This window comes from Paraburkholderia sp. MM5496-R1 (genome assembly GCF_050436205.1).
Classification (GTDB): Bacteria; Pseudomonadota; Gammaproteobacteria; order Burkholderiales; family Burkholderiaceae; genus Paraburkholderia; species Paraburkholderia tuberum.
In genome coordinates this window covers 3194452-3208286 of record NZ_JBNDLT010000002.1, presented here as the reverse complement: position 1 = coordinate 3208286, position 13835 = coordinate 3194452, and the positions used below count along the sequence as shown (strand labels likewise).

Annotated in this window: 18 protein-coding genes; 17 read left to right on the top strand and 1 reads right to left on the bottom strand. The window is 56.2% G+C overall.

Translation table 11 applies throughout. The features are described from left to right. Positions 1-50 precede the first annotated feature (50 nt). The 14 genes from OKW38_RS21910 (at position 51) to OKW38_RS21845 (ending at position 10129) form a co-directional block, all read left to right on the top strand. A complete protein-coding gene (locus OKW38_RS21910) occupies positions 51-284 on the top strand; it encodes a hypothetical protein (RefSeq protein ID WP_004548065.1) in 234 nt (77 codons plus the stop codon). Next, positions 281-895: a helix-turn-helix domain-containing protein gene (locus tag OKW38_RS21905; RefSeq protein WP_421043124.1), complete on the top strand. Its 615-nt coding sequence runs from the start codon at positions 281-283 to the stop codon at positions 893-895. Before OKW38_RS21910 ends, OKW38_RS21905 begins: the two co-directional genes overlap by 4 nt. Before the next feature lie 173 nt (positions 896-1068). Continuing rightward, positions 1069-1287, top strand: coding sequence for a hypothetical protein (locus OKW38_RS21900; RefSeq protein WP_429363021.1), 219 nt, complete (start codon positions 1069-1071; stop codon positions 1285-1287). Between the two features lie 4 nt (positions 1288-1291). After that, positions 1292-1531: a TraK family protein gene (locus OKW38_RS21895; protein ID WP_179095920.1), complete on the top strand. Its 240-nt coding sequence runs from the start codon at positions 1292-1294 to the stop codon at positions 1529-1531. 329 nt (positions 1532-1860) lie between these two features. After that, positions 1861-2223 carry a conjugal transfer transcriptional regulator TraJ gene (gene traJ / locus OKW38_RS21890; protein WP_017423590.1) on the top strand — a complete coding sequence of 121 codons (363 nt, stop codon included), beginning with the start codon at positions 1861-1863 and terminating at the stop codon, positions 2221-2223. Between the two features lie 86 nt (positions 2224-2309). Continuing rightward, positions 2310-3086 carry a P-type conjugative transfer protein TrbJ gene (gene trbJ / locus OKW38_RS21885; RefSeq protein ID WP_429363020.1) on the top strand — a complete coding sequence of 259 codons (777 nt, stop codon included), beginning with the start codon at positions 2310-2312 and terminating at the stop codon, positions 3084-3086. Between the two features lie 10 nt (positions 3087-3096). Further along, complete coding sequence (locus OKW38_RS21880) at positions 3097-3285, top strand: hypothetical protein (protein ID WP_081082787.1); 189 nt, start codon at positions 3097-3099, stop codon at positions 3283-3285. Positions 3286-3308: 23 nt separating this feature from the next. Then, on the top strand, positions 3309-4730 hold the full coding sequence (gene trbL / locus OKW38_RS21875) for a P-type conjugative transfer protein TrbL (protein ID WP_429363793.1): 1422 nt from the start codon (positions 3309-3311) through the stop codon (positions 4728-4730). Positions 4731-4797: 67 nt separating this feature from the next. Beyond that, positions 4798-5028 carry a type I toxin-antitoxin system ptaRNA1 family toxin gene (locus OKW38_RS21870; RefSeq protein WP_429363018.1) on the top strand — a complete coding sequence of 77 codons (231 nt, stop codon included), beginning with the start codon at positions 4798-4800 and terminating at the stop codon, positions 5026-5028. Positions 5029-5068: 40 nt separating this feature from the next. Further along, positions 5069-5590, top strand: a complete 522-nt coding sequence (locus OKW38_RS21865; protein WP_429363016.1) for a hypothetical protein — start codon at positions 5069-5071, stop codon at positions 5588-5590. Between the two features lie 68 nt (positions 5591-5658). Next, positions 5659-5898 carry a CopG family transcriptional regulator gene (locus tag OKW38_RS21860; RefSeq protein ID WP_082721626.1) on the top strand — a complete coding sequence of 80 codons (240 nt, stop codon included), beginning with the start codon at positions 5659-5661 and terminating at the stop codon, positions 5896-5898. After that, complete coding sequence (locus tag OKW38_RS21855; RefSeq protein WP_429363014.1) at positions 5898-6962, top strand: DNA cytosine methyltransferase; 1065 nt, start codon at positions 5898-5900, stop codon at positions 6960-6962. The genes OKW38_RS21860 and OKW38_RS21855 overlap by 1 nt, the downstream gene beginning before the upstream one ends. Before the next feature lie 6 nt (positions 6963-6968). Continuing rightward, positions 6969-8957 (top strand): ATP-binding protein, encoded by a 1989-nt coding sequence (locus OKW38_RS21850; protein WP_429363013.1) that lies wholly within the window; start codon positions 6969-6971, stop codon positions 8955-8957. Next, a complete protein-coding gene (locus OKW38_RS21845) occupies positions 8957-10129 on the top strand; it encodes a PP_RS20740 family protein (RefSeq protein WP_429363011.1) in 1173 nt (390 codons plus the stop codon). Before OKW38_RS21850 ends, OKW38_RS21845 begins: the two co-directional genes overlap by 1 nt. On the opposite strand, the gene OKW38_RS21840 is transcribed toward OKW38_RS21845, so the two are convergent. Beyond that, positions 10116-10520 carry a very short patch repair endonuclease gene (locus OKW38_RS21840; protein WP_429363009.1) on the bottom strand — a complete coding sequence of 135 codons (405 nt, stop codon included), beginning with the start codon at positions 10518-10520 and terminating at the stop codon, positions 10116-10118. The genes OKW38_RS21845 and OKW38_RS21840 overlap by 14 nt on opposite strands. 217 nt (positions 10521-10737) lie before the next feature. On the opposite strand from OKW38_RS21840, the gene OKW38_RS21835 reads away from it, so the two are divergent. The 3 genes from OKW38_RS21835 to OKW38_RS21825 all read left to right on the top strand — a co-directional run bounded on the left by OKW38_RS21835 (position 10738) and on the right by OKW38_RS21825 (position 13765). Further along, positions 10738-11541, top strand: coding sequence for an IS5 family transposase (locus tag OKW38_RS21835; RefSeq protein WP_429363759.1), 804 nt, complete (start codon positions 10738-10740; stop codon positions 11539-11541). 554 nt (positions 11542-12095) lie between these two features. Further along, a complete protein-coding gene (locus OKW38_RS21830; RefSeq protein ID WP_429363007.1) occupies positions 12096-13259 on the top strand; it encodes an ImmA/IrrE family metallo-endopeptidase in 1164 nt (387 codons plus the stop codon). 5 nt (positions 13260-13264) lie between these two features. After that, the gene (locus tag OKW38_RS21825) at positions 13265-13765 is read left to right on the top strand and encodes a DUF4411 family protein (protein WP_429363005.1); all 501 of its coding nucleotides are present in this window, start codon (positions 13265-13267) and stop codon (positions 13763-13765) included. Positions 13766-13835 lie beyond the last annotated feature (70 nt).

The following is a 13835-nucleotide window of genomic DNA, read 5'->3' as shown; positions in this document are numbered from 1 at the left end:
GCGAAAACTAGCGATACCAAACGTAACTTGCAGATGTCCCCGGAGCTACCGTGACAACGACGCTTGCCGCATTGAAGGAACGATATTCCGTATTGCTAACGCTGGATCAGCTCGCGGAGATTCTCGACCGCAGCCCGGAAGGCCTGCGCATCAGCTTGAGCACGTCGCGCGCCGATTGGGCACGCCACATCAACGCGACGAAGGTTCATATCGGACGGCGGATTTACTTCCGCACCGAAGCGATCGCGAAGTTGATCGACGAGCAGTTCTCGGTGCAGCCATGAAAGCCAACGTCATGCACGAGCAAGGCGACCTGTTTCGCGCGGAGACGACGTGGTTCCACGTGTTCCACTCCATGATCGAAACCGGCGATATAGCTCGCATGGGACCGTATGCGGTAACGGTCTATCTCGTCATCAAGGCTCACACCAATTTCAAGACCGGACGCTCGTTCCCGGCAATCGACACGATTTCTGCGGAGTCAGGCATCAGCCGCAGCCAAGTGATCCGCGAGCTGAAGACGCTTGAGGCATTCGGATACATCACCAAGACCCGCGACGGCCGGCGCAACGAATATCGGCTGCGCGAGAAAATTTGCATTCAGGACGGAGCCGGGCAGCCGGCCGCGGTGGCGACATGGGATTACCTCCCCTCGACGGTTCAGGCTGCGACGGCCGACCTGAGAAATGTCTTATTTTCGGGCGACTTCGCAGGGGCGAGGATTGTTCAAATCGAGCGGCTACAGGTCAACGTCACACACGCGAGCGGCAACGCCGTCGTGTTCAACGCTCAGGACATCGCCTGCCTGCCGCAGGACATGCGAGACATCCTGATGTCGCTGCGAACGAAGATCGAGGCTCGACGGCAGGAGGAAGTTGTACACAGCTCAGGCTGATACGTGTCTGCCTGACACCTGACATATCCACATTGGTGTCCGGCAGATACCGATTGGCCGCGAATCAGTGTCAGCCGGACACCCTAACAAGATAGATAAATCTATTTAACAAGAAGCGCAGCGGCCAGCAGCAGGCTGTGGACAACCTGCGAAACCTGAATTGAGGGACGCTCATGAAACGACTCACCGTCACCGTGAGTGACAAGACGGCAACCGAGCTCGACGAGCTCGTGAGGCTACTCAACGATCACCAAGAATCCGTCGACCAGTACAGCAGTCACGGCCGCCTCACCCGAGCGAGCCTTCTTGCCATGCTGGCTGAGGATGCCGGCCTGGTAGTCAGTCGGCCGGGAAGCTGGGAGGGGGCCACGTCTCACGGGTATACGGTCTGATGCCATGAAAACACTATCCGAGCGCATAGCAGAGAGGGCGCTGAAGCGCGCCGTTGGTCGCAACGCAAGAAACCGCGCAGCGTTTCTTCTCATGCGCACCGAAATTCAGGCAGCCATCGATGACGGACATTCGCTGATGAGCATCTGGGAAGCACTGGTGGAGGAAGGACACATCCACTACGGCTACCAAGCTTTCCGCAGATACGCCGACGAGCTGACGCGCAATCAGGAAGTGTCTCGGTAATGGTCAACAACCTTGCTGCACTCGGCCATTGCCTTCCTGGAGTCGAACAAAGCAGGTCTTTTTTCGACCAATGCGGCATTCGCACGTTGCTCTTTCGATTGATCGAAATGGATATGGCAAATCAACACCGGCATGTCAATCGCGGAAATGTCTGGTCTCAATTCGAAAGCGGTTGCATACCGGGCAGGATAGGTGAAGTTAGCTAACCGGCAAGCCGGCTATCTATCTTCACTCCCCTTATTCGCGCCCTCGGCGCTCAACGGGAATCCTGCTCTGCGAGGCAGCGGCTACCGCCGCTCAGTGCCGGTTCACACCGGCTTGGAGAAGCGATGAATGACGAGAAAAAGATGACAACGCGCAAGCATGGTCGTCACCTCCGCGTGCCCGTCTTGCCCGACGAGGAGGCAGCAATAAAGCGCAATGCGGCGGCCACTGGCTTGAGCATCGCCGCCTACTTGCGCAACGTGGGTGTGGGCTATGAGGTTCGCGGCATCCTCGATCTCGTTCAGGTCCAGGATTTAGCCCGAGTCAATGGCGACCTCGGTCGCCTCGGTGGCCTGTTGAAGCTCTGGCTGACGAACGATGAGCGGACGGCCGGGTTCACGCCCGCAACCATCCGTGCGCTGCTGGCGAAGATCGAAGCCACACAGGACGAATTGCGAGCTGTCATGAAGCGAATAGTGCTCGGATGATTTTTTTTAGCCGCTAAAACGAGCATCCCATCGCTACTGATGTTCGGTTCGCGGCGCGGCGTCTCACAAATCGAAGGAGAAGCAAGATGCGTAGAGCAACGCGCCAGGCCACCAAGATGGCACTGGCTATCGGAATCACCGCAGCATTCGGTGGCCCGGTACAGGCCGGCATCCCCGTTATCGACGCGACGAACGTTGTTCAAACGACCATCAGTGCCATGCAAAACGTGGCGGCGGTCACGAAACAGATTCAGCAGTACGAGACGCAGTTGCAGCAATACCAAAACATGCTGCAAAACACGCTCGCGCCGGCTGCCTACGTGTGGGATCAGGCAAACCAGACCATCAGCAAGCTCCTACAAGCACAGGACACGCTGAACTACTACAAGAACCAGGCTGGAAGCATCGACGGGTATCTGTCGCGTTACCAAGACGTGGCCTATTACCGCTCGTCGCCGTGCTTCACCTCGACTGGTTGCACAGACGCACAGCGGCAAGCATTGCTTGATGCGCAAGCGAACGGCTCTGAGGCGCAAAAAAAGGCAAACGATGCCGTATTGAAGGGCGTCGATCAGCAGCAACAAACGCTTGCGACAGACGCCGCGAACCTTCGCCAGTTGCAGTCACAAGCGACGAGTGCGCAGGGACAAATGCAGGCGCTGCAGGCTGCGAACCAGCTCGCTAGCGCGCAGACAAACCAGCTCCTGCAAATCCGGGGCATGCTGACAGCTCAGGCAACAGCGGCCGCCACCCGCGCACAGGTGATTGCAGATCGAGAGGCCCAGCAGGCGGCATCGGCAAAGCAGCTTCGTGATGGCAGCAACATCACCACCCCGACACCGAAAAACTGGAGCTTTCAATAAGGGGGCGACGATGAAATTCATTATCTCGCTCTCACTGATCGGGCTCCTTGCAGGCTGCAATGACAAGAGCACCCAGACCGATTCCCAGCGGGCTGCCGCAGCGAAACAACTGCATGATGGCAGCAACATCGTCATCCCGTCTCCAAAAAACTGGTCATGGGGCGATACGCCGTCACAACCGCAGAAAAACGATCAATGACGAAGGACAGCACTATGAAAACGATGTTTTCCAACGGCGGCAAACTCTCAGTGCTCGGCTTGATGGCCGTCGCGTACTCGGCGACTGTGACGGCCGCGCCGATGAATGCCGATGTGGTCGATTCGGTGATGGGGAAATACCAGGCCGCAGCCAGCGCGTGGGGCAGCGTCATGGTCAATTACGCATCGTGGCTCTTTTGGGGCCTCGCGCTGATAAGCATGGTGTGGACCTTCGGAATGATGGCGTTGCGAAACGCCGGCATTCAAGAGGCGTTTGCCGAAATCGTTCGCTTCTTCGCCGTGCTCGGCTTCTTCTGGTGGATTCTGTTCAATGGCCCCGCGATTGCCGACTCCATCGTCAAGTCGATGTGGATGATCGGTGCCAAGGCCATCGGCCAGTCAACCGATTTTACGCCAGGAGGTATCGTGCAAATCGGCTACGACGTTTTCACCAAGGCGCTCGATCAGTCGTCGGTCTGGTCGCCAACGGACAGCGTGGTAGGCCTTCTCATGGCGTTGGTGGTGATGATTGTCCTCACGATTGTCGGTGTGAACCTGCTGCTGGTCTTCGTGTCGGCCTGGATCATGATCTACGGCGGAGTGTTCTTCCTAGGCTTTGGCGGGGCGCGCTGGACGTCGGACATCGCAATCAGCTACTACAAGCATGTCCTGGCGATCGGTGCCGAGATGATGGTGATGCTGCTGCTCATCGGCATCGGCAGAACGTTCATCAACGAGTACTACGCCAGCATGCGAGCCGGCATCGACCTCAAGGAAATGGCGATCATGCTCATCGCCGCATTCGTGCTGATGTATCTCACGAACAAGGTGCCGCCGAGGATCGCAGGCATCGTTGGGGTTGGCGGCGCTGGGTCCATAGGTGGCGTAGGGGTTGGTTCGGTGATGGGTGCTGCCGCCATGACTGCGAGCGCGGCGGCTTCGGTCGGTTCTGCTGCGATGGCTGACGCGACAAGCGCGGCCGGTGGGGCGTCGGCGCTCAAGGCAGCGTTTCAGTCAGCGCAGCAGAACATGGCCGAGGGTCGCGGCATGTTCTCGGACGGCGGCAGCTCGAGCGGTATCAGCGGTGGTTCGGGCGGTGCTTCGCTTGGTGGTTCGAGTGGCAGCGGTGGCTTCGCATCGGCGATGAGCACGGCCGGTCGATTCGCCGCTGACATGGGTGGGAATCTCGCCAAGGGTGCAGGCGAAATCGCCAAGGGCAAGGCCGCGAACATCGCGGATACCGCCAAGGAACGAGTCGCGCTGACGACGGGCGGCAAAATCGCATCGGCAATTTCGAGCAAGAGCGGCGCCGGCATCGACGCCGGACCGAGTTTCGCCGGCGACAGTCTCGGTGGAGGTCAGCAAAATGCGACGGCCGGCACCACCACGAACGACGAGGTAGCCGCGTTCGTGAACAGGCAACGCCCAACGCAAGACGATGCTTAGAAAGCGCACCGACCGGCGGCAACCGGCCGGCACTTCCACGTATCAACACCTGCAAGAGAGGTGAAGCATGGCAACTACGCATAATACCGAAGCGCAGCAAGTTATCCATCACGCCGCAACGCAACTCGCTGACCTGGACTTCATGGACCAGTGCACCGCTCGGGAGCTATCGAAAATGGCCGAGGCAGTTGCGAACTTGTTCATGGTCGTTTTCTACCAGGCCGAAACTGGACGAGCGACGCGCCTGGATTTCAGTGAGGCAATGGCTGCTGTCCGCGAAACCTTGCAGCCCCAATGAGTAGCGGGCTAGCGGCATGCTATCGGCACGAGGAGTTTTCATGAAACACACCGATTTTCATATCGGCCTGACCTTCATGGATTGCACCGGATGGTGGCGTTGCACCGATGTCGGGGCGCGAACCATCTTGGCGATCCGGTTGGACCACGACGATCCGCACTGGTATGAAGGGCCGCCCTATATCGTCAAAGAAGAGGTGTTCGATGAAGAGGATATTGCACGTTGCCACCTTGCAGTCGAGGAATCGATTCGTGCGGCGGTCCACGCCGCGCATACTTCTGCGCACCCCGGCTTTCCCCACGAAGTCGTCATACGGATGATGGAGATTCGGCACGCACACCCGTACCCGCACGAAGGGGTTCTGCGATTTGACCGCAAGCGTCCAGATGGCGAAGTCCTTCACCCTTTTGCAGGGCGAAAAGAGGCCGATTCGTGGGTTGTGGAACTGTACCTACCCTTTCGAGGCACCTACGAGACAATGGCGGAGCGCGACTTCATCTCATTACCGAGAGCTACGCCCGATGACCTCCGAGCCAGAGCAAGTAGTTCGGTCGGCATGTGACGCGCGGGCTTCGGCCAGGAATGCCAGCGAGTCCAAGGTGGTACTGCGCATCAAGGTGATGTAAAGTGATGCATCCGACGAAACTGGCGGTTATCATGGGAAAATCTGTCCGAACCACTGTCTCTTTGCCCGCCGAACAGCTTACCGAGCTTGAGAAGATCGCCCGGGAAAGCCATGTTTCCACTTCGTGGGTGGTGCGGGAGGCGGTTCGGCAATATCTAGCCGGGCGATATCCACTTTTGCCCGAGCATAAGGCCCCCGAGCCGAAGATAAATAGCATTCAGGAAAACGAGAAAAGGCGCCATTGATGCAGCCCAACACTACTGCTTCTGTCAAGAAGGTGCTCCCCAATTCGTATATTCAATCTAGCACCTCGAAGCCAGAGCTTCCGCAAATTATCAGCCTCTTCTGTGGTGCTGGCGGCTTGGATTGGGGCTTTCACGCAGAAGGGTTTTGCATTCCCTTGGCGATCGATCTTTCTGAGGCCGCAATCCGCACCCATAAGAGAAATTTCGCCTGCACACATAGCGTAGCCGCGGATCTCATTGAACTGGGTCCGCAAGGCGTGCTGCGTCTAGCCAAAGAGCGGATTCCCGCAAAATCTAGTATTGGATTGATTGGTGGGCCACCGTGCCAAGGATTTTCTCGCGCCAACACTGGCTCTCAGCCGGATGACCCACGGAACGAGCTTCCCGCGCTGTATCTTGAAATCGTCCGGCAGTTGAAAAAGCACTATTCCGTCGAATTTGTTGTTTTTGAGAACGTTCTGGGCATCCGAGACAAGAAGCATGCTGACACGTATCAATCCATTTTGGACGGATTGGATGAGCTGGGCTTAGACGTTACAGAAAAAGAACTCTGTTCGCTAGACTTCGGTGTGCCGCAGAATAGGCGCCGTATTGTGCTTTCCGCTATGAGAAAGCGGCGCGGATACGCAAAAGTCGTGCCTCAAAAAAAGCGGGGATTGACTACGGTAAGAGAGGCGATTGGCCACTTGGCTCCCCCTGCTTACTTTGCTCGTGGTTTGGACCCCGCCGACATTCCCGTTCACCAGAACCATTGGACGATGCGACCGAAATCGCCGCGGTTCCTGAATCCGAGTGGACCACGTATCGACGGTAGAAGTTTTAAGCAGCTTGATTGGGATGAACCGAGCCCAACTATCGCTTTTGGCCATCGAGAGATATACGTCCACCCGACGGGAACGCGTCGGCTCAGCATCTATGAAGCTATGCTCCTGCAGGGATTTCCGAAGGGATTCGTCTTGGAGGGTAATCTGTCCGAGCAGGTTGAGCAGGTTTCGAATGCAGTTCCTCCTCCATTGGGCCGAAGCATTGCTGCGGCCGTAAAGCAGGCCTTATCAGGCATCTAGTCGCACATGGCCAACAGCTCCCAGACCATACCTGAGGTTCATACCGACGCCGAACTTGTGGCGCATATTCGGCAGAGCCAGGACAGTGAACACGTCGTCTCGACCACATTGAAGACGGACGAACGTGTTATCGCGCGGGTCACGGATGGCATATATCGCCAACCCGCGTCGGCGATAAGGGAACTTATCTCCAACGCGTACGACGCCGACGCAACTCGTGTTGTGGTCAAGACCGACGCACCGCGCTTCAGCCGTATTTCGGTTGAAGACGACGGACATGGAATGACTCCCGAGGTGCTCGCGCATCTCTTGCTCCACATCGGTGGCAGCGCAAAGCGCAGCGATGCCGGGAGAGAGTTGGGCGTCACAGCTCAGCATGATCCATCGAAAACACCAGGTGGGCGCAAGCTCATTGGCAAGATCGGAATTGGCCTGTTCTCTGTTTCTCAGCTGACCCACACGTTCCAGATAATTACGAAGGTAAAGGGTGACGCATTCCGAACAATTGCGACCGTCGCTCTAAAACAATACATCGATGAAGAAGTTTCCGCCGCGGAGCCGGACGAAAAAAAAAGATTCGAGTCCGGCAAAGTTAATATCTGGCGCGAAAAAGCGGCGGACCAGGATACTCACGGCACAACGGTTGTACTTACAGCAATCCGGCCTCAGGCGAGGGATACGCTGCGCAGCAGAGAAATATGGTCAGCAATCGCTCAGAACGAAAAAAATCCTGATCCGGAGGAACGCCAGTCGATCGAACCGCCTCGTTTTCATATCGGAAGAGTGGATGACGAAACTGGCGAGCTGCTCCAAAAGACCTCTGGCAAGTATTTCGTGCTCCCCTGGGAAAAGGCTGATGGCCCGGAGGAAGCATTCGGAAAATTAGTCCAATCGGTATGGGACGAGGCTGAACACTCGAACCCTAATCCTCAGCTTGATCGAATATTCGACTACTACTTAAGAATGGTGTGGCAATTAAGCCTTGCCGTACCGTTGCCGTATGTGGACGGGCATCTTTTCGACATGCCGCAAACCGAATGGGCAGATATATTCGCGCTAGCCAATTCACCGAAAGGTGCAGCCCGGCGTGTCGTGCCGGAAGAAGGGAAACGAATTCGCGATGCAATGGAACTCGCCGACCCCGTTGAGGACGTTGGCCGGTTCGACGTTTACTTTGACAATTTAAAGCTATCCCGGCCGATCAAGTATCGGGGACTGCCAACATCCAACAATGCGCTAAAAAGGCCATTGGTTTTTCTCGGGAAATGCCAAGAGCGATTCGAAAAACTTCCGAGGGAATTGAGCGGTGGCCCATTGGCCTTCGAAGCTTATCTTTTCTGGACGCCGAAGGTTGCCCCAACCGAACACCAAGGTGCGCTTGTGCGAATCCATGGATCCAGCGGCACGCTGTTCGATCCGACATTCATGCGTTACCAAGTTTCTGAGCAGACGAGGCTGAGGCAAATTACCTGCGAAATATTCGTCAGCGAGGGTCTTGACAGTGCACTGAACATAGACCGGGAATCGTTTAACAATGCGCATCCGCATGCGGTTTATATAACAAAATGGTTATATAGCGCATTGCGGCAACTCGCAACTGCGCAAAAGCGCCTTGCGAGCGAAGTCCGAGGGCAAATCCGCGACGAAAATAAGGGTGCTACGGTTTCGGAAATCCAAAGGGTTGCAGTCAACACCTGGAAACAGGAAACTGACGATCCAGCTTCTGAGCCACCCGCAATCGAGCTTTCTGACACCGGCCGAAAATCTACCGCGACAGCAGGTGATGCCTACGTATTCAGCCGTGCTTTAGTCGTCCCTGAGCGGACACGAGCCAAGACATCAAAATCCCGCGCACGCGATGCAATCCTCGAAGCGAAGCTGAAGGCTATCGCGCAGGTACTTGCTTCCTTCGGATTGCTCGATGCCGTTCCTAAACGAAAGCAGGAAAAGCTGCTGAAGGCTATTTTCGAGATACTTGAGGCCTCCGAAGAATAATGCAAAATCCGCCGCCTGACGAAGAGGGATTTGCTGACGGTATTGTAGCGACCGTCGCCTACGAGGCCCCGCTGCCCCAAAAAAAGGATTTCCTACCCTGGCATCGGCCGAGGAAGCAATTCGTGCGGCATCACCAGTGGTGCGAGCAAATTGAGGCGTTGCTTTCAGAAATCCAAGCAAATACCACCGCTCTGCGGTATCTGGGGCTACCCGGCGTTGATCTGCTGGACTTGCGCTATTTCCACGATCAAGTATGCCAGCCTAGACAGATCCCGCTCAAGTTTCTGGGTTTCAATAGCGGCGCGAATCCGCTAAGCAACGCTCAAACCGAACTCAACATATCGTTACACGAAGTGCGCAAGCTTCAATTTGTTGACCCGATTTCAGAGGTCATCGGCGACAATTTTTGTCTTATGGCAAATGAGAGTTCTTTTGCGTGGGACAGAACAAAGGAGTTTGGTCCATACGACGTAATCAACCTCGACCTTTGCGATGGTTTCGGTATTCACGCGCCGGGCGTTCTTGAAGACACGCACTACAACGCCGTCAGCCGCCTGCTATCGCTACAAGCGAAGAACAAGAATCCTTGGCTGATGCTTATCACCACGCGGACTGGACAGGAACATGTTCATGCGGATGTACTGCAAATCTTCTTGCAGAAATTCCTCGACAATCTGCAAGTCTGCCAGACGTTCCAGCAAGCATCGGCGGAAAAATTTGCGATTTCGGATGAGGCTGCGTTACGAGCTGCCGCCGACAGCTCTCGTGGCGTGGCCACGATTTTTCTAACTGGCCTGTGCAAATGGCTAGCGGGCCTCGCAATTGGCCACGCCTCAAAAATCGAAGTGAAAAGTGTGATCGGCTATCGCGTGTTGCCGGAGGCGGAACATGAAGACCTTGTGTCCATCGCGCTGAAGTTTGAACCGACTTTTGTGCCGGCGCCGGATGCACTTGGCCTCGCTAACCAACAACCCAATCCGCCCGATGAATGCACGCTAGCCACTCGAGCGATCAAACGTCTCGCCAAGTGCGTTGACGCAGACGCGGTGCTTGCAGCAAACGCGGACCTTAACAAAGCAATGACTGATGGGACCGCCCGACTTCTCGAACTGGCGCGATATGACGTGCAGGAATTCTATGCTTGGCTCGCAAATCCGGCTACGCCTGCATGAAATCCACGAGACGCTCAATCAGGCCCCTTCCAGCACGTATCTCGCACTCCCAAAGTTCGAGAACAGACCAGCCGGCGTCCTTGAGGGACGCCAGCGTACGTCTATCGCGCTCCTGATTCGATAGTATTTTTCGCGCCCAGTAGACTTGATTCGATTTGGGCTTCGAGGCCAAGCGGCATGTGTGGCCGTGCCAAAAACAGCCTTGGACCAAAATAATTTTGCGATATTTTGGCAAGACAATATCTGGCCGGCCAGGCAGATCCTTACGATGAAGCCTGAATCTGAAGCCCAATCGGTGAAGAATCGATCGCACAGCCAACTCAGGCTTTGTATCCTTGGAGCGGATGCGGGCCATTAGCTCGGATCGAGCTTCAACGGAGATCTTATCCACGATAGCAGCGGAGCCATGCACCGGTTCTGGATGCTTACGGAGGCTAGCGAGGCGCGCGCTCTGCCCCTTGTTATCCCTCAAGAGTCAACGAATCGCAACTTCGTAACCCAGCGATCAAATTGTAGCTGTTGAATCTGCCAGGTCGCAGCTCAGCAACGGCAGTACGGCTTAGAGCGTGTTAGGCACTTTCTGTCAGACCTGGTAACCTGGCGGGATGATAGAACGCAAGCCATACCCGACAGATGTTTCGGACGAGGAATGGAGCTTCGCCGCTCCGTATCTGACCTTGATGAACGAAGATGCACCGCAGCGCCGATACGAACTGCGCGAAATGTTCAACGCGCTTCGTTGGATGGCGCGCGCGGGTGCATCGTGGCGCATGCTGCCGACCAACTTTCCGCCGTGGGAAATGGTCTACCAGCAAACGCAGCGCTGGCTGAACGCGGGTTGTTTCGAGGCGATGGTCAACGATTTGCGCTCGGTGCTGCGCGTGGCGCAACAGCGTCAGGGCCAGCCCAGCGCGGTCATTCTCGATGGACGCACATTGCAGTCCACGTGTGAAAGCGGGCCACGTGCGGGCTACGACGGTTACAAGCGCAAGCGGGGCAGCAAGGTTCACATGGCTGTCGACACACTGGGGATGCTGCTCGCGGTGCACATTACGCCGGCCCACGAGCAGGAGCGCGCGCAGGTGGCCGAGCTTGCGCGTCAGGTTCAGCACGTCACCGGTCAGACGGTGAAACTTGCGTTTGCTGACCAGGGCTATACGGGCGACACTGCTGCACAGGCCGCACGTGATGAAGGCATTGAGCTGCAGGTCATCAAGCTGCCTGAGGCGAAGAAGGGCTTCGTGCTGCTGCCCCGCCGCTGGGTGGTCGAGCGCAGTTTCGGCTGGCTCAACCGCTTCCGGCGGTTGGCACGCGACTACGAGCGCCTGCCCGAAACCCTGGCAGGCCTGCACTTCGTCGTCTTCGCCATGCTCATGCTCGTTCATGCTGCACCGATTATGAAAAGTACCTAACACGCTCTAACCAGTCGTCCAGAACCGATGCCCCTAGACGGCAGATCTCATCGGATAAGGCTTGCGACGCGAATTCATTGACACATGAGGGATGGGTCGTCTGAGACCTCTGGCAATCGAAATTGCAGTGGCGCAGAGCGGCCCGCAAGCGGCCGCCGGTGCATCCTCGGTGCACCGCTCAGCTTTTCTGCTGTAGCTGAAATTACGCTAAACTACTGAGGCTAAACAACTTTCAGTTTCGGTTGTTTACTTGGATATTGCGTTTATTTTCAGCAACTTATCGCGTCACACGCCGAATCATAATCCGCAGGTCCGGGGTTCGAGTCCCTGATTCGCCACCAGTAAAATCAAAGGGTTAGCTTCGGCTAACCCTTTGTCATTTCTGCGCTCTGTCAACGACAGTGTCAACGGCGTTTTCGTCTCCTGCTAGGGTTTTGAGCACAAGCCGTTCGTAGTCGCCGTCCGGTATGATTTCGTACCGGACCCGAAGCGTCGTCTGGCCCGCACAAGCCCAAGACGAGAACAAGACCGAGTCGAAGCGACCGATACGAATCATGGCCGAGGCACAGATCAATCCCGCGATACTGACTTGGGCGCTCCAGCGCTCCGGTATAGACGCACTCGCGTTGGCCGACAAGTTGGGAACAGCCACTGCGCGGGTGGTATCTTGGGAAACTGGCGAACGGAAGCCAACCTTCCGCCAGGCTAAGCGCATTGCCGAGATCACTCACATTCCCTTCGGCTACTTCTACCTCCCTGAGCCGCCCGAGGAAGCCCTACCGATTGCCGATTTCCGAACGGTGGGGGACGATCCAGTGCGTCCGCTGAGTGCCGACTTCCGCGACATATTCAACGATGTTATGCGGAAGCAAACTTGGTTCAGAGAATATCGACGGCTGCAGGGCCAAGAGCCGTTGGCGTTTATCGGACGATTTAACGTTCGCGGTGCGCCAACCGACATTGCGGCTGATATTGGTCGCACGTTACAAGTCACGGCAGAGGACCGCATTAACTGCGCCAACTGGGAGGACTACCTTCGACTGTTGATCGCTCGGATCGAGGACGCGGGGATTCTAGTAATGCGATCTGGAATCGTGGGCAACAATACTCATCGTCCGTTGTCGGTCGATGAGTTTCGGGGTTTCGTGGTCGCAGATCAATATGCTCCGGTCGTATTTCTTAATGGCAAGGATGCGAAGGCCGCACAGATTTTCACGCTGATTCACGAGATCGCGCACTTGTGGCTTGGTGAGAGCGGAGTCTCTAACGAGAGGATTGGTATCGCTCAGCAGCACGGCGGCGACGTCGAGCGGCTGTGCAATGCCACGGCAGCAGAGTTTTTGGTTCCGGCGGCGGAGTTTCGAGCTCGGTGGAACGATCGAGCTGGGTTCGTGGCGCAAGTCCGCGAACTCGCTCGTACCTTTAAGGTTAGTGGCGTCGTTGTCGGCAGACGGGCCGTGGAACTCAGACTCGCGCCCTGGAATGAGTTCGCCGCTTTCTATCAAGCTGAACGCGAGGCATGGGCTGCGGCCGCTGCGCGGCAATCTAGTGGTGGAAATCCATATAAAACTTCGGCGGTGAGGAACGGAAAGCTGCTGACGAAGGCCGTTCTAGAAACCGCATTTGAGGGCCGAATGCTGCTGCGTGATGCGGGCAGCTTGCTCGGAGTCGCCCCTGCAAACTTGAAGAAGCTCGCAAGTAGCGTGTACGGGGAATAATAAGAATGTACCTGCTGGATACCAACATCTTTATTGAGGCGCAAAATCGTTACGATGCAAACGATATTTGCCCGGGCTTTTGGGACTGGCTGGATAACGCTAATGCGCAAGGGGTTATCGCGAGTATCGGAGAGGTGTACGACGAACTCGCGGGTCGTGGCGATCACCTTGCACAGTGGATAGAAGCCCGACGTGGTACCGGTTGGTTTCTCGACGTTGCCGATGTGCCGACCCAAGCCGCATTTGGTGAGGTTGTTCAACACGTTGAATCGGTCGCGCGCTACAGCCGCCCGAATAAAGATCTTTTCCTTGGTGGAGCAGATCCTTGGCTCATCGCGAAGGCCAGAACAATGGGATGGGGTATTGCAACTCATGAGCAATTCAGTGAGAACTCGACAAAAGTAAAAATTCCCAACGTTTGCCGAAATTTTGGCGTAGCTAGCCGCGATACGTTTGATGTTTTGCGTCAACTTCAGGCTTCGTTCGGGTGGGCAGCCAGAAACTGAGAAGCATGAGGTTCGCGTAGCGATATCTCTCAACAATCTATTTCTTCCAATTGGCGTAGGGATTTAAGCG